A 15,379-nucleotide genomic window follows, 5' to 3' on the forward strand; every position below is an offset into this window, starting at 1 on the left:
ACTGATTCTTAATTACAAAGGAGTTTCAAAAATGTCTCAACAAAATCAACACCAGCCGAATCTCAAGTGGCTGGATGATCCTCAAGTCTTTCGTGTTAATGCTCTTCCAGCTCATAGCGATCATTGCTGGTACCGCTCCAGCCAAGAAGCGGCTGCCCAACAAAGCAGTTTTCGAAAGAGTCTAAATGGTCATTGGCAATTTAACTATGCCAAAGACCCTCGTCAAATCAGCCAGAATTTTGCCGAAGTGACTTTTGACAGCTCTAATTGGGATGATATCCAAGTCCCAGGGCTGATTGAATTTGCTGGTTATCACAAATTTCATTATATCAACACTTTATATCCCTGGGAGGGCCATCACTTCCGTCGGCCAGCTTTTACCACCGCTTCCAAACAAGATGCCCAAGGTCAATTTAGTCAAGCGCCAGATAATCCCGTCGGTCAATATCGTAAGCATTTTCACGTCCCTGTTGCTTGGCAGAACCAGACTGTGCGCGTCCGCTTTGAAGGGGTTCAGACTGCTATGTATCTTTGGCTCAACGGACATTTTCTAGGGTATGCTGAAGATAGTTTCAGTCCTCACGAATTCGATTTAACGCCCTATTTAGCCAAGGATGACAATGTTTTGGCGGTAGCTGTATTCAATGCCAGCACTGCCAGCTATTTAGAAGACCAAGATATGTTTCGCTTCTTTGGTATTTTCCGGGACGTGACTTTGCTAGCACAACCTCAGGTCCACTTGGAAGATATTAGCCTACGCCCTGTCCCATCATCCGATTTACAAAGTGGTACACTTACGATACAAGCTCAAACTGTGGGCACTTTAGCAGGTGTCACCGCTGCTGTAGCGGTTAAAGATGCCACGGGAAAGTCACTCTGGCAGACAGTCACATCTTTGGATCAAATTCAATCTGGTATTTTAGCACAAACAACTTTCCAACAAATTCGGTTGTGGTCCAATGATGAGCCTTATTTATATCAACTGCAAATTACGCTGCATGATGCCACCGGACACGTTCTAGAAGTAATTCCCATGGTCTTTGGTTTTCGTCGAATTGAAATCAATTCTAATAAAGTTATGCTGCTCAATGGTCAACGTCTAATTATTAAAGGCGTCAATCGTCATGAATGGAATGCGACTTCTGGCCGGGTGATCACCTCCGCCAACATGGATCAGGATATAGCCATCATGAAAGCTAACAATATCAATGCCGTCCGGACTAGTCACTACCCCAATCACTTGACCTGGTATGATCGTTGTGATCAGCAGGGCATCTATGTAATGGCAGAAAATAATCTAGAAAGTCATGGCACTTGGCAAAAATTAGGTGTTGTAGAACCTTCAGATAATGTTCCTGGCAACCTATCTCAGTGGCAAGCAGCGGTTTTGGATCGTGCTCAAAACAATTACCAATGGCTCAAGAATCACACTAGTATTCTATGGTGGTCTTTGGGTAATGAATCTTATGCCGGTACAGACATTGCTGCCATGGAAACTTATTATAAGCAGCAAGATCCCAGTCGCTTGGTTCACTATGAAGGTGTCTTCCACCGACCTGAATTTAAAAATCGTATTTCCGATTTGGAAAGTCGCATGTACGCTAGTCCTGATGAAATTGAGACCTATTTGCAAAATAACCCATCAAAGCCTTTTATTCTCTGCGAGTACATGCATAGCATGGGTAATTCTGTAGGTGGCCTTCAAAATTACATGATTTTATTGACTAAATATCCGATGTTCCAAGGTGGATTCATTTGGGATTTTATCGATCAAGCCATTGCGGTAAAAGATGAAATCAGTGGTCAAACCGTTTTCCGTTATGGCGGTGACTTTGATGACCGACCATCAGATTATGCGTTTTCTGGTGATGGTCTATTGTTCGCCGATCGAACTGAAAAACCAGCTATGCAGGAGGTACGTTATTATTATGGCAAATTCTAAACCTTTACAGATTATTTATGGCGATGGCACCTTGGGTGTAACCGGACCCAATTGTCATTATATTTTTAACTACAGTCGTGGGGGTCTGGAATCTTTGGTCTATGCCGGTAAAGAATGGTTGTACCGAGAACCAAAACCAACTTTTTGGCGGGCTAGTACAGATAATGATCGCGGCAATGGCTTTCCTCAAAAAGCATCACAGTGGCTGGGTGCGGAACTATTCAGTGTCGTCAAGGAGATTGCCTTACAAGTTAACCAAAAGCCCATCTCCTTACCTTTGGCACCCGCGAATAACCGCTATACTGCCCAAGAGTTTGCTGAAGAAATCCAAATTAGTTTTACTTATGAAACGCCGACCGTACCAACAACCCAAGTAACCGTCACTTATACTGTACGATCCACAGGACAGCTCCATGTTCAAGCCCACTACCACGGTAACCGCCAATTACCGGAATTGCCACGCTTTGGTTTGGAATTTGTCATGCCCACTTTAGCCACTGGCTTTAAATATGCCGGCTTATCTGGTGAAACTTATCCCGATCGCATGGCTGGCGGTGTTTCTGGTACTTATCAGATTCAAGGCTTGCCTGTTACGCCGTATTTAGTACCTCAAGATAATGGGATTCACATGGCCAGCCATTGGCTCCAAATCAGCCGACAATCTACTAAAGATAACAGTGACCTCAATCGGATACCCTTTCAACTGAAATTTAGTCAAGGGCAAAAACCTTTTGCTTTTAGCGCCTTACCATACACCGCTTTAGAATTAGAAAATGCCAGTCATCAAGAGGATCTGCCTTTGCCTCGGCGTACCGTCGTTACCATTTTAGGTGCCGTTCGGGGTGTGGGGGGAATTGATAGTTGGGGTGCTGACGTGGCTCCGGCTTATAGAATTCCTGGTGATCAAGATATTATCTTTGATTTCAATATCGCAGGCGTTTGATATTTTCGACTACTGTAAAAGTTTTAAAATCTACCAAAGAGGCTAATATCTTCGGACTGATCCGAAAGTATTAGCCTCTTTGGTACCCCAAAATAACCCACATAATTGACAATTGCAAAAACAACCTCACGCGCGGACAAACAAAATGAGCCCAAAAACAATCAATAATCCATAAATATACTTTACCATTTGTTGATTATTAATTTTATAAGTCAACCAATTGCCTAACCAAATGGTGAATACTAACAATGGTAGACAAATCAACAGAATTTTAACCACTTCCAAGCTCCAAAAGCCAGATACCACATGACTGAAAACGACAATGACACCAACGCATAAGAAATGTGCCTGTAAAATGCCACGTAGTTCTTTAACCGGCCATTTCTTCAGCGCGCCATACACCACAATCGGCACCCCGTGACTATTATAGGCGCTGCCGAGAATACCTGAGATCAGCCCTGCCAAATAATCCCAAGCATCAGCTTGCAAATGTGGTTTACTTTGATGCTGACGCAAAACTTTAATCAAACTATAAGTACCATAAAGTACAAGGAAAATACTTAAGCCCCGCATGATCCAACTGGTTTTCACATAGGTGATCAGTAAAATGCCTACTGGTACACCGAAAATTGAACCGGTCACTAGGCGCCGCACCACCGCAAAATTGATATGTTCCCGATACCTAATTGTTGCGGGTAAAGCGACTAATAACCCCAGCGCCCCGATCAACGCAATCGATGTTTTCAAATCAAAACTAATCAAGGCTAAAAGCGGCATGGTCACCAGTGCTTCACCAAATCCAAAAACAGTACGCATCAAAGCCCCAAACAAAACGATCAAAACAACTAATGCAATCTCCATGTCAAAAACCTCAATCTATTTATACTTAGTTATACTATATCGTTTTGAGTGTGTTTGATGCAAAAACTCACCCTTTATTCCTGGTCGAATTTAATGAGCACCCGGCCCTTTTTTCCTGGCAGTCGCGACTTGTCTGAATTTCTGTATATGGCAAGATCCGGTCAATAAAGGGCTGCAATTGCTTTTTGGCAATCAGTTCTAGTATTTGTTGATAACCACTGGGAGCTAATGGTCGATTTGAAAACTGAACCTGAATATCTGGCCTTTGGGCTATATAATCATTGATTGCTGAAGAAAATAAAATACCATTTGTTTTCAAAAATACCTCACTTTGGTGTAACAAAGACTGGACACCTGTTGTATCAAAAATTACGTCCGCTGTTTTCCAAGGTTAACGTGTCTGGATCAGTAACTACCTGTGCCTTTTTTACATAAATACTGACAGTTGCTTGCTCATTTTCATTTTTCAGAATAATTCTGCCTTTCATTTTTTTAATCATCAAATCTGACATATAGAGACCCAAACTGAAGTGCTCTTTTCCATCTTGTTGTTTGTTGACACGAAATGGTATAAATTTTTGCTTCAAATAATCATTAGAGAACAGTGAGCCTGTGTTGCTAATAGTAATCGCAACTTCTGATGTAAACTCAACGACTGAACATATAATCTTTCCCTCTTGATCAACATGTTCAACAGCATTTTTAAGAATATTTTGCACAATTCTTGTAAACATCATTGTATCAACGTAAGCAGCTACTGGACTGTCATTATAGCCAACTTCAATATTTATTTTTTAGATTCAAACAATCCTGAGAATTCTGCGAATACTTCGTGTAAAAAATCGTTTATATCAACTTTCTTACAATTCAAAGTATAGCTATCCATGTTTAATCGCGCCATTTTAAGCAATTCCGTTAATAATTGATCCACTTTAGAAACTTCCGATGTAATAACGGCACACGTTCTTTTTATTTCTGTATTTTCCGACAAAAGTTCAAGCATTTCAGTTTCAGCATTGATCACAGTTAGTGGTGTTCGAACATCATGAGCAATTGAAGAAAATAGATGTTTTTGAACGACTGCTTTCTGTTGAGAGTCGTCTAGCAAATTCTTCAATTCTATTCTCATTTGATTTACTTGCCTAGATAATTCACCAAATTCATTATCTAAGAAAGTAGGCAAGGGTTGTGATAAATCACCCGCTTCAATGTTTGCCAAGTGAGATTCGATGATTCTAAATTTCCACCGAATATTTTTGTACAACTTAGACGTAAAAAAACTAAGGAAGACAATAAAGAAAATAAATGGACTTGCCACTATAAAATACTGAAATAATATATTCAAATAATCCACGAATGGATTTCCAGTCGAAAAAGCTGGATAAATCATCATCACTTTGACACTTGGATTCTGATCAAGCTTTTCAAAAACATATACCTTGTGATTTTCCACAAATGAGTTTGTCTCGCTAGATATCTTGGTTAACCTAATTTTAGATTTTGGAAAATCGCTACTTTTAACCACTTTTCTGCCATCAATTAAAATTAAATATTGAAATTTCGAATCTTTTTCCTGTAACATGCTGGTTCTTGTCGATAATAGATTAGGAATTTCTTTTTTTACATTATTTAAAAAATTCGGTGCATAAATTTTATCATAATAATTTCTAGGAAAAATCGACAACCACAGGAACCACCCAATCAGAACCATTGCAATTGATAATACTGTTGAAATAACTACTTTCACTACTAGCAAGCTAAATGATCGTTTAAGTGAATAGTTATTTCTCATATTTTGGCTCCCAAATATATCCTAGTCCATATTTAGTTTGTATATAAGTAAATTCGTCATCATACTCAGCTAATTTAGCTCTGATTTTTTTAATATGTTCAATAACTGTACTGATATCACTTTCACTATTAAATCTCCAAACAGTTTCAAAAATTTGGTCTTTACTAATGACATTTCCAATATTACTAATCAATTTTTCTACAACCAAGTATTCTTTTTTTGGAAACATGACAATCATATCGTTAATAATAATTTGTTTTTTTTCTTTATTTAAAACAACATTTTGTGTTCTAATCCTTTTCTTAAGCTCATGGTTTCTGTTTTCTCTTCTTAAGTGACTATCAATCTTTGCTTTAAGTTGTTTTAAGCTAAACGGCTTCGTAATGTAATCATCACCACCACTTTCTAGGCCCTGAATAATATCTTCTTCAAGGCCTAAAGCACTTATAAAAATAATTGGGTACGAAACGGCATCACGGATACGTTCACAAATATCAATACCGTTAATATCAGGCAACATGACATCTAGCAGCATTAGGTCAAAAAGGGAAATATCAATGCCATCCAGTTCTTGAAACGAATGGACAATCGTTATGATGTAGCCGCTCATTTCTAAATATTGCCTCACTAATTTCGTAATTTGGATATCATCGTCAACATAAATAATCCTGGTCATCTAAACACACCCACTTCTTAGTAATTAGATTCTACCAAACACATCCCCACAAATCAGCTCTAAATTAATGGTTTTTAGTTTATAAAAACTTTATGGTTCACTGTTAAATTAATCTACATAATCAAGTAAGGAGTAAAAATCAAATGGAACTCATACTAAAAACGGTTAATTTAACAAAAAGATTCGGTACCCAAGTTGCTGTTGCTGCCCTTTCTATCAATGTTAGAAAAAATTCGATCTATGGCTTGGTAGGCCCAAACGGTGCTGGAAAATCGACCATTTTAAAAATGCTTACAGGTAGTATCAAACCAACCAATGGAAATATCTGTTTTATCACTGAAACGCACCATAAACTAAAAATTGGCGCATTAATTGAAACACCGGCACTATACAAAAACCTAACAGCCGAAGAGAATCTCTTAGTTCTGGTAAAATTATTAGGGCTTAAAAAGAGTCAAATACACAAGGTCCTACGTTTAGTAGACTTAGAAAACACAGGAAGAAAGACCGTTGCCAAATTCTCTTTAGGCATGAAACAACGTCTAGGTATTGCCTCGGCACTTATCGGTGAACCGAATTTACTAATTTTAGATGAACCAACGAATGGTTTAGATCCACTTAACATAAAAAAACTCAGAGACTTAATTAAGTCTCTGCCTAGCCTAGGCATCACTGTGATCATTTCTAGTCATAATTTAAATGAAATCCAACATATAACAAATGATATCTGTATTTTAAATGGCGGTCTGCTGAAATATGAGGGAAAACTACCAGATAATACCAACTTAGAAGATTTCTTCCTAACAACACTAAACTCAAAGCACACTGGAGCAATCTAAAATGATAGATTATATTATTGCTGAATACTACAAAGGAAAAAGATCTTTCAGTCATTTCTTTCCAGTGTTTTTCCCACTGCTCATTACTCTTCTATGTATCCCATTTTCACGATTTATGTATTTTGATACTAATTTATTTGTGCCATTAACATATAATTGGTGGCCGGCACTTTTTTTTGCCAATGGGCTTAACAATTTTAAGCTATCAAACTGTTCAAAGAGAAAAAGAAGCACATACTTACAATTATATTTATTTGTTAAAGCAAAATATCTTTTGGCGCGCAAAAATCGTTACTTTAGTCATCTACTCATTTGTTGCTAATAGCTTGGTAGCTATTTTGACTATAATTCTAGAGCATATCATCTATGATTCAGAAAACATCATCACAGGTCCCGTTTTACTAACATCGCTCATTCTCTGGCTTACAACATTATTCATCATCCCGCTCTCCCTTCTGATTTCACAGTTAACCATGCCTATTCTTTCAGTTATTACGAATTTGATAGGACTGGTTGCTGCTGCTTTCACGATTAAAAAGGCATATTGGTATCTTAATCCCTGGAGCTGGTCATTACGTCTAATTACGCCGATTATTAAAACTAATCCCAATGGTACCCTAATGCAAAAAGGCGATCTCCTTGATACACCTACAATAATTCCACCTAGTCTTTGCCTTGCAACTATTGTTTTTTTCATACTTTACGCAAGTGTACCGTTAATTTTATCTAGAACACGGGGGAAAATTGATTAGATGATATGTTCATTACTTAGTGCAGAATGGCTTAAAACCAAAAGATCAGTTTTTAAATTAATGCTATTCAGTGCACCAATTTTATTCAATTTATTCATTTTTAGTTACCTTTTTTTATCACAGCAAAAGGTCTCCATAAACCATTTTTGCTTTAATTATTTTGCAGTTATAAACTTTCTACTCCCATTTATGCTTAGTTTTACCTTAGCTTTATTAAGCCAAATTGAACAAGATGCAAATCAATTTAACAATATTTTAGGTTTAAACCGACATTATTATCTCCTATTATCGGCAAAATTTGCTTTTTCATTTTTAACCATTAGTGGTTCATTCTTATTCAATATCAGTCTCACGATCATATTACTTAAAATCGCTTTTAATGTGCCAATAGCTTTTTATGTCAGTGGTTTTAGTTACAGTTTTACATTAATTTGGTGTGCTTTTATGACTTGGTTTGTTCTATGCTTCTTCTTAAGTATTTTATGTCGTTTTATTACAATGTTTTTCTTTGGATTAGCCACCTCATTACTAACTGCTATTATTGGTCTTACAGCATTAGGCAACGATATTTGGCCATTTTTTCCATTTACGTGGGGAAGCCGCCTTATTTCAATCAGTTACTTTGATTTAATCGTGCTTTTCAATGAACATATCTTTTTGGGCTTTTTATACCTCGTGTCTCCTCTAATTATCTTTTTTATTTTACTTTTTTCTTGTGTATCCATTCTCAGAAAATAATCATAAAAAAACTACTCACTACCTTGACACGAATCAAGTTAGTGAGCAGCTTTTAATTATGATTGAAAATATACGCTTTGCTGAATGTGCTTTAGCGTCAATGCTTGGGTATCTTTGAAATTAATATTGGCTGCTGATAATACTTGCGGGTCCCCAATGCCAACTGAAACTTCACCGGCAGCATTGATAGCAGCAATACCAGCAATAGCATCTTCAATACCGATCACTTGCGTTGGCGGTAAATGAATGATTTCGGCAGCACGAATAAATATTTCAGGGTCTGGTTTACCTTGATGCAGCGTATTGGGATCCACAATACCGTCAAAGCGATCCGCTATACCTAATTTATCTAAGATAAAGGGCGCATTCTTAGAAGCAGAAGCAATCGACAATAAATAGTGCGCCTGTTGCAATTCATCTAAAAATTGAAGTATGCCCGGTAAAATATCAGCGGGCGTCAATTGTTGGATCAGCGCCTGGTAATTATCATTTTTCTGTTGTGCCAACGCTTCTTTTTGCGCCTGCGTGTAATCTTGTTCGTGACCACCGGTACGTAAAATAAGCTCTAGTGAGTCCATTCGACTAACGCCGCGCAAACCATTAGCCAAAGTCTCAGACCAAGGTGTGCCGACCGCATCAGCCGTCTTATGCCACGCCTGGGCATGGAATCGAGCAGTATCTGTGATTACCCCGTCTAAATCAAATGCAAAACCTTTAATTGTTTTGAAGTCAGCCATTAGTCAGCCTCCTTAGCGATTAATTTCATTGGTTTACCAGCTAAATCTACGGTAATTGGTTCGCCCTGGAGTAACGTTAACTGACTGCCAGTTTTAGTCACTGATACTTGAATCAAACGGCCACGGAATAAAATTCGAAATTCATAGCCCGTCCATTGTTGCGGTAAAAATGGTGCAAAGTGTAATTGCCCCTGACGGACACGCATGCCTGCAAAACCTTGAACAATGGCAAGCCAACTGCCAGTCATACTGGTAATATGCAGGCCGTCATCCGTATCATTATTATAATTATCTAGATCCAAGCGCGCAGTGCGAGCATACATCTCTACAGCTTTGGCTTCATCGTGGAGATCAGCAGCTAAAATAGCATGAACGGACGGTGACAAACTAGATTCATGGACCGTTAATGGTTCATAGAAATCAAAATTTTTGCGCTTCGTTTCAGTATCAAAATCATCAATAAAATACCAAATTCCTTGGAGCACGTCAGCTTGTTTAATGTACGGTGACCGCAGTATTTTATCCCAAGACCAGTGCTGATTGATTGGGCGCTGTTCCCGCGGAATGGTAGATACTGGTTGAAGATCTTTATCAAAGAAATCATCATTTTGAATGAACACGCCAGTCTCAGTATCCACGCCCAAATACATGCGATCAACAATATCCCGCCAATGTGCTTGTTCCGTTTCACTAACTGCCAATTCTGTTTGCTTCTCAGCCGATACTTTCGGTAACTGCGCCAAGGTATATTTTAATGTCCATTGGGCTAAGAAGTTGGTATACCAATTGTTATTGACATTATTCTCATACTCATTTGGCCCGGTCACACCATGAATCACATATTTTCCGCGCCGTTTGGAATAATGTACCCGATCGGCCCAAAAACGGGAAATAGCCACTAAGACATCAATACCTTTTGCCTTAAGGTAAGTTTCATCACCAGTATATTTGGTGTAATTATAGATTGCATAAGCAATCGTCCCGTTACGGTGGATCTCCTCAAAAGTGATCTCCCATTCATTATGATTTTCAATGCCATTGAAAGTCACCATTGGATATAGTGCACCCTTTAATCCTTGCTGTTTGGCATTATGAAAAGCACCTGATAGTTGGTCATATCGGTATTGTAACAGGTGGCGAGCGACACTAGGATCCGCAATGCCCAAGTAAACTGGTAAAGCAAATCCTTCTGTATCCCAGTATGTTGCACCACCGTATTTTTCACCAGTAAAGCCTTTGGGACCGATATTCAACCGCGCATCTTCACCATAATAGGTAGCAAACAGCTGAAATAGATTAAAACGAATGCCTTGTTGCGCAGCGTCATCTCCGCTGATCTGCACATCTGACTTAGCCCAACGTTGCGCCCACTGCTCAGCTGAAGCGGCCAATAGCGCCGCAAAACTCTGACTGGCTACTGTCTTCAAAAGTTCTGCGGCTCGAGTTTTCAACTGCTCTCGCGTATAATCTCGTGAAGTCGTGACGATCGTCTTTTTAACTAATGTCGCCTGACCTTGACTAGCGAGCTCACCAACAAAACGATTGCTTACAGATACACCATTATCTGTCCCAGTTTGAGGGGCTAAACCTTGACAATCATTTGACATTAAGACCCCCAGCACAAATTGTGGTGTGCCAAAATCATTCGGAATGGTCTCGGTTTGCAAATAACCTTGGGTAGCTTGAGCTTGTAATTCTTGAACAGTCCAAAAGTGCGTGCCATAGTTCGCATCTTCATTTGATACATCTGCATCCAGTACTGAATTGATCTCTAAATGAACAGCCGCTTGGCTCAAATTAGTCACTTGAATACGCTGTGCCGCCAATTCTTTAGTCGCAATACTTAAAAACCTTTCAAATTGAAAAGCTAATTTCACATCGTTACGGATCAAAGTGAAGCGTCGCGTCAATAGCCCTTGGCGCATATCCAAATCTAATTGAAAATCAGTAATCGTATCCTTAGCTAAATCTAAGGGTTCGCCGTTCACCAAAATTTCAACTTTGATAAAATTAACGGCATTGATCACCTTTCCGAAGTATTCAGGATAGCCATTTTTCCACCAGCCAACCCGGGTTTTGTCTGGATACCAGATGCCACCGATATAAATACCTGGTAAACTGTCCCCGCTATATTGTTCTTCGAAAAAACCGCGCATGCCCATATAGCCGTTCCCTAAGCTCGTCATGGATTCTTGTAATCGGCGTTGCGCTGGATCAAACTGACTGGTTCTAATGTGCCAAGGATCAATATCAAAGATTCTTTGCATTTCATACCCCTCCTTTCATCATTGCTTGTTTAAGCTGTAATAACAGCTTCTGTATCTTTATCAAAGAAATGCGCTTTACTCATTTCAAAAGCCATCTGAACATTTTCACCAGGTTTATGGTAATCACGTGCATTCACTTGAGCGACAAATTCGGTTTCGCCAGTCTTGGAATACAACATAGAATCCGTACCTAAGAATTCAGAAACTTCTACCCGCGCGTTCACAACGGCATCTTGCATGGCTTCAAGTGCTACTTCTTCCGTATGAATATCTTCTGGGCGAATACCTACGACCAATTCTTTGTCATTATAACCTTGAGCCACCAAGGTTTTTAGCCAACCTTCAGGTACCGCCACGGTCAAGCCTTTCCCGTTACTAACGATGCCATCATGCAATCTGGCTTCAAAGAAGTTCATGGATGGGGAGCCCATGAAGCCAGCAACGAATTTATTGACTGGCTTATTGTATAATTCATCAGGCGTCCCAACTTGTTGGATCTTACCGTCATTCATGATTACAATGCGGTCAGCCATCGTCATCGCTTCAACTTGATCATGGGTCACATAGATCATATTAGTTCCCAAACGTTGGTGCAGTTGGGCAATTTCTGTCCGCATTTGAACCCGAAGTTTGGCGTCCAAGTTAGAAAGCGGCTCGTCTAACAAGAACAGACTGGCATCACGTACGATTGCACGGCCTAAAGCCACCCGTTGCCGTTGTCCCCCGGATAAAGCGCCAGGTTTACGTTGCAAGTAATCTGTTAAGCCTAAAATTTCAGCCGCCTCATCGACGCGTTTTTTAATCTCCGGTTTAGCCATCTTACGAATTTTTAGCCCAAAGGCCATATTATCAAACACAGTCATTTGGGGGTACAACGCATAATTTTGAAAAACCATCGCGATATTGCGATCTTTAGGATGGACTTTGTTCATGACTTTGCCATCCATCTTTAGATCACCCTTGGTAATGTCCTCCAAGCCGGCAATCATCCGTAATGTGGTTGATTTTCCACAGCCGGATGGTCCAACAAACACAACAAACTCATTGTCAGCCATATCTAAATTGAAATCAGTTACAGAATCCTGATCATTGCCAGGATATCTTTTATAAACGTGTTCTAATTGAATCTGCATATTAAACGCTCCTCGTCATATAAGCCGCTGAGACAAAACTAACAGTTTGTTTTCAGCTACCTGTCAATTAAACGTGTTCCAAAAGGCAATGTCCTCACCTAACAACGACTCACTCAAATGGAAAAGCTCACCATTTATCGTGATTCTTGTTAGTGCTCGGCCACTGACCGCCTTTTGTCTCACTCTCATATTAGCCCTAATCAACTTTGATCAACTTGTTGGCACAAAAGGCTGACAGTGACATACTGCATAGCAACAGCAGAAAAATTACCCGAAGTTCTATATTGACCCCCAGTAACAAAATCATAATGACGGTCACTAAGAAAAACCGCAATGGCTGTTTCAACCAAAGATGTAACGGTGCAACATCATATTGAGCGGCCAACACTAGATCGAGCCAAACCATCAACAACAGGATTGCTCCCGCAATTAAGGCAGCGGATAAAAAGACCTGATCTTTAGCGATTTTGAAGAATTGGACCCATAGTGTCCCGACTAATGCGGCAATCAGATTGAAACGCCACTGCTTCAGCGATCGTAAAAAACTCTGCCAAGTCTCTTTAAAATAGGTATTGTGATCCATTGCTTGCCAGTGTATGACACTTGCAAAAACACCCTGACTCGCAGGCATCAAAAAGTTCATGGCACTGAGTAAAACAAGCATCAGTGTAACTAAAGCAACTGGCCCACTGGGTAAAGCTAGCCAAAAGACTAACAAAATCCAAAATGGCAGCGTTACCGCAAACCAAACCAAGTTAATGGAGACCAATGCCGTCAGCCAATTACCGATAGCTAATAATCGTTGCCCAAATTTAGATTGTAAATTAAGCACGGGAAAGACCTCCTTGAATTTTGGCTTGCTTAAACGCGCTCGCCCAGCCAAACTTGTTGCCTAATGCAAGCAGCTTTTGCTTAAACGCGTTCGCAACACCAGCTTCGTCACCTAACTACGAATCTCTTGAATGGCAATCGCCATTCAGCGTGATTCTTGTTAGTGCTCTGAAGCTAACCGGTGTTGCTCACGCTCTGCTCTGCTATTTGACTGCGCCGTCGGTGACGCCTTTGATAATATAACGTTGTGCGAAGGCGTAAAAGATAATGACTGGCAGGATAGAGAGTGCTAGTCCGGCTAGGGCTAAATGCCATTGTTTGGTGTATTGACCAAAGAAGAAGAACATCTGCAATGGAATGGTGTACTGGTGCTGCGGTAAGACAAGTGACGGCAACAGATAGTCATTCCAAATGGCAATAATATTCAAAATACCAACAGTGGTCGTAATTGGTGTTAACATGGGAAAAATAATTTTGAAGAAAGTCTGAAATTTATTGGCACCTTCTAGTTCAGCTGATTCATCCATTGAAACAGGAATAGAGGCAATCGTGCCTTGGTACAAGAAAATCGACAGACTAGATTGAAAGCCAAGGTACATGATGATCAGACCCCACATATTTAACATGTGTACGCGGCCAAAGTTAGCTGTTAAAGGAATCATGACAGTTTGGAAGGGAATCAACATGGCTGACACGAATAACATCAAGATGCCACCAGATAATTTACTTTTATTTCGTTGTAGGGCAAAGGCTGCCATTGATGAAAAGATAATAATCAAAATGACCCCTACGACCGTAATGATCAATGAATTACCCAAAGAACGCATAAAATCTAAAGCTTTAAATGAATCCTGGTAGTTAGCGCCGGTGGCCGGATGCGGCAAGCCCAACACAGAAGCAAAGATGCCTTTTGGTGTTTTAAATGAGTTCGTCAAAATTAAATAAAATGGAAAGATCCACAACAAGCCTAATAGAAGGCCGACAAGTAGTGTTAAAAATTTTTTCATTATAAGTCAACCTCCCGTTTGCGATTGTAGTAGACCTGAACCAAGGATATCGCCCCGACAATGATGAAGAAGATCAATGCCTTAGCTTCGGCCTTAGCAAAATCATTTTCAGAATAGGCCGTATTGACAATATTCATGGCTAACATTTCCGTCGACTTATAGGGTCCCCCATTCGTCAAAGACAAGTTGGGATCGTAAAGTTTAAACCCATTGGATAATGTCAAGAACATGCTGACGGTAAATGCTGGCGCAATCATTGGAAAAGTAATATTCCAGAACCGCTGCCAAGCAGAAGCCCCATCAATTTCAGCGGCTTCAATAACTTCAGTGGGAATATTTTGCAAATAGGCAATGTAGATGATCATAATATAGCCACTCATCTGCCAAATCGTGACAATTACTAAGCCCCAAAAACCAGTTGTTTGGTTGGTCAGCCAACCGGATAAACCGATGGCATCAAAGACTTGAGTAAAAATAAATTGCCAGATGAAACCAAGAATCAACCCACCAATCAAATTAGGCATGAAAAAGATCGTTCTTAATAAATTATTGCCCTTAAATTTACGGGTCACAAGTAATGCTAATGACAAGCCAATCACGTTGAGTAAAATTACGGTGACGACCACAAATTTCACTGTAAACCACAAGGCGGCTAAAAAGCCGCTGTCGTGGAAGATCGCCATGTAATTTTTAAATCCTAATATCGTTGTGTAAGTTAACCCATCCCAGTTCGTGAAAGAATAGAAAATTCCCATAATAGCTGGAATAAACACAACTAATAGTAAGGCAACGAGGGTTGGCATGACAAAAAGCCAAAATGATAAGCTACGATTTTTCATCATTATCCCCCTCTTAGAGATA

The 15,379-nt window shown here is 39.7% G+C and carries 15 protein-coding genes; 5 read left to right on the forward strand and 10 right to left on the reverse strand.

Features of this window, described 5'->3' with window-relative positions; all coding sequences use genetic code 11:
- Positions 1-31: 31 nt before the first annotated feature.
- Positions 32-1,942, forward strand: coding sequence for a glycoside hydrolase family 2 TIM barrel-domain containing protein (locus ACNAN0_RS09325; RefSeq protein ID WP_230912616.1), 1,911 nt, complete (start codon positions 32-34; stop codon positions 1,940-1,942).
- Positions 1,929-2,885, forward strand: coding sequence for a beta-galactosidase small subunit (locus ACNAN0_RS09330; RefSeq protein WP_416353143.1), 957 nt, complete (start codon positions 1,929-1,931; stop codon positions 2,883-2,885). The genes ACNAN0_RS09325 and ACNAN0_RS09330 overlap by 14 nt, the downstream gene beginning before the upstream one ends.
- A gap of 126 nt (positions 2,886-3,011) precedes the next feature.
- On the opposite strand, the gene ACNAN0_RS09335 is transcribed toward ACNAN0_RS09330, so the two are convergent.
- From ACNAN0_RS09335 to ACNAN0_RS09350, 4 genes are all read right to left on the reverse strand, one after another.
- Entirely contained in the window at positions 3,012-3,746 is a 735-nt protein-coding gene (locus ACNAN0_RS09335; RefSeq protein ID WP_230912614.1) for a sulfite exporter TauE/SafE family protein, read from the reverse strand.
- Positions 3,747-4,108: 362 nt separating this feature from the next.
- On the reverse strand, positions 4,109-4,483 hold the full coding sequence (locus ACNAN0_RS09340) for an ATP-binding protein (RefSeq protein WP_416353144.1): 375 nt from the start codon (positions 4,481-4,483) through the stop codon (positions 4,109-4,111).
- Between the two features lie 50 nt (positions 4,484-4,533).
- Positions 4,534-5,538: a sensor histidine kinase gene (locus ACNAN0_RS09345; protein WP_230912611.1), complete on the reverse strand. Its 1,005-nt coding sequence runs from the start codon at positions 5,536-5,538 to the stop codon at positions 4,534-4,536.
- Positions 5,528-6,214 carry a response regulator transcription factor gene (locus ACNAN0_RS09350; protein ID WP_416353145.1) on the reverse strand — a complete coding sequence of 229 codons (687 nt, stop codon included), beginning with the start codon at positions 6,212-6,214 and terminating at the stop codon, positions 5,528-5,530. The genes ACNAN0_RS09345 and ACNAN0_RS09350 overlap by 11 nt, the downstream gene beginning before the upstream one ends.
- A 143-nt stretch (positions 6,215-6,357) precedes the next feature.
- Between ACNAN0_RS09350 and ACNAN0_RS09355 the strand changes: the two genes are divergently transcribed.
- From ACNAN0_RS09355 to ACNAN0_RS09365, 3 genes are all read left to right on the forward strand, one after another.
- Positions 6,358-7,053 carry an ATP-binding cassette domain-containing protein gene (locus ACNAN0_RS09355; protein ID WP_230912609.1) on the forward strand — a complete coding sequence of 232 codons (696 nt, stop codon included), beginning with the start codon at positions 6,358-6,360 and terminating at the stop codon, positions 7,051-7,053.
- Positions 7,054-7,235: 182 nt separating this feature from the next.
- Positions 7,236-7,805, forward strand: a complete 570-nt coding sequence (locus ACNAN0_RS09360) for a hypothetical protein (RefSeq protein ID WP_416353146.1) — start codon at positions 7,236-7,238, stop codon at positions 7,803-7,805.
- The gene (locus tag ACNAN0_RS09365; protein WP_269073831.1) at positions 7,806-8,543 is read left to right on the forward strand and encodes an ABC transporter permease; all 738 of its coding nucleotides are present in this window, start codon (positions 7,806-7,808) and stop codon (positions 8,541-8,543) included. It abuts the gene before it with no gap.
- A gap of 56 nt (positions 8,544-8,599) precedes the next feature.
- On the opposite strand, the gene pgmB is transcribed toward ACNAN0_RS09365, so the two are convergent.
- From pgmB to ACNAN0_RS09395, 6 genes are all read right to left on the reverse strand, one after another.
- The gene (gene pgmB, locus ACNAN0_RS09370) at positions 8,600-9,280 is read right to left on the reverse strand and encodes a beta-phosphoglucomutase (protein ID WP_230912606.1); all 681 of its coding nucleotides are present in this window, start codon (positions 9,278-9,280) and stop codon (positions 8,600-8,602) included.
- Positions 9,280-11,547 (reverse strand): glycoside hydrolase family 65 protein, encoded by a 2,268-nt coding sequence (locus tag ACNAN0_RS09375; protein ID WP_416353147.1) that lies wholly within the window; start codon positions 11,545-11,547, stop codon positions 9,280-9,282. The genes pgmB and ACNAN0_RS09375 overlap by 1 nt, the downstream gene beginning before the upstream one ends.
- A gap of 29 nt (positions 11,548-11,576) precedes the next feature.
- Positions 11,577-12,680 (reverse strand): ABC transporter ATP-binding protein, encoded by a 1,104-nt coding sequence (locus ACNAN0_RS09380; RefSeq protein ID WP_230912604.1) that lies wholly within the window; start codon positions 12,678-12,680, stop codon positions 11,577-11,579.
- A 196-nt stretch (positions 12,681-12,876) separates the two neighbouring features.
- Entirely contained in the window at positions 12,877-13,512 is a 636-nt protein-coding gene (locus ACNAN0_RS09385) for a hypothetical protein (protein ID WP_230912603.1), read from the reverse strand.
- A 202-nt stretch (positions 13,513-13,714) separates the two neighbouring features.
- A complete protein-coding gene (locus tag ACNAN0_RS09390; RefSeq protein WP_230912602.1) occupies positions 13,715-14,518 on the reverse strand; it encodes a carbohydrate ABC transporter permease in 804 nt (267 codons plus the stop codon).
- Positions 14,518-15,357 carry a carbohydrate ABC transporter permease gene (locus ACNAN0_RS09395; RefSeq protein WP_230912601.1) on the reverse strand — a complete coding sequence of 280 codons (840 nt, stop codon included), beginning with the start codon at positions 15,355-15,357 and terminating at the stop codon, positions 14,518-14,520. Before ACNAN0_RS09395 ends, ACNAN0_RS09390 begins: the two co-directional genes overlap by 1 nt.
- Between the last annotated feature and the right edge of the window lie 22 nt (positions 15,358-15,379).

Source organism: Agrilactobacillus fermenti (assembly GCF_047943045.1).
Lineage (GTDB): Bacteria > Bacillota > Bacilli > Lactobacillales > Lactobacillaceae > Agrilactobacillus > Agrilactobacillus fermenti.

Bases quoted from the DNA above. Each gene is read 5' to 3' on its own strand.
- ACNAN0_RS09325 (WP_230912616.1), top strand. From the start codon at position 32: ATGTCTCAACAAAATCAACACCAGCCGAATCTCAAGTGGCTGGATGAT.
- ACNAN0_RS09330 (WP_416353143.1), top strand. From the start codon at position 1,929: ATGGCAAATTCTAAACCTTTACAGATTATTTATGGCGATGGCACCTTG.
- ACNAN0_RS09335 (WP_230912614.1), bottom strand. From the start codon at position 3,746: ATGGAGATTGCATTAGTTGTTTTGATCGTTTTGTTTGGGGCTTTGATG.
- ACNAN0_RS09340 (WP_416353144.1), bottom strand. From the start codon at position 4,483: ATGATGTTTACAAGAATTGTGCAAAATATTCTTAAAAATGCTGTTGAA.
- ACNAN0_RS09345 (WP_230912611.1), bottom strand. From the start codon at position 5,538: ATGAGAAATAACTATTCACTTAAACGATCATTTAGCTTGCTAGTAGTG.
- ACNAN0_RS09350 (WP_416353145.1), bottom strand. From the start codon at position 6,214: ATGACCAGGATTATTTATGTTGACGATGATATCCAAATTACGAAATTA.
- ACNAN0_RS09355 (WP_230912609.1), top strand. From the start codon at position 6,358: ATGGAACTCATACTAAAAACGGTTAATTTAACAAAAAGATTCGGTACC.
- ACNAN0_RS09360 (WP_416353146.1), top strand. From the start codon at position 7,236: ATGGGCTTAACAATTTTAAGCTATCAAACTGTTCAAAGAGAAAAAGAA.
- ACNAN0_RS09365 (WP_269073831.1), top strand. From the start codon at position 7,806: ATGATATGTTCATTACTTAGTGCAGAATGGCTTAAAACCAAAAGATCA.
- pgmB (WP_230912606.1), bottom strand. From the start codon at position 9,280: ATGGCTGACTTCAAAACAATTAAAGGTTTTGCATTTGATTTAGACGGG.
- ACNAN0_RS09375 (WP_416353147.1), bottom strand. From the start codon at position 11,547: ATGCAAAGAATCTTTGATATTGATCCTTGGCACATTAGAACCAGTCAG.
- ACNAN0_RS09380 (WP_230912604.1), bottom strand. From the start codon at position 12,680: ATGCAGATTCAATTAGAACACGTTTATAAAAGATATCCTGGCAATGAT.
- ACNAN0_RS09390 (WP_230912602.1), bottom strand. From the start codon at position 14,518: ATGAAAAAATTTTTAACACTACTTGTCGGCCTTCTATTAGGCTTGTTG.
- ACNAN0_RS09395 (WP_230912601.1), bottom strand. From the start codon at position 15,357: ATGAAAAATCGTAGCTTATCATTTTGGCTTTTTGTCATGCCAACCCTC.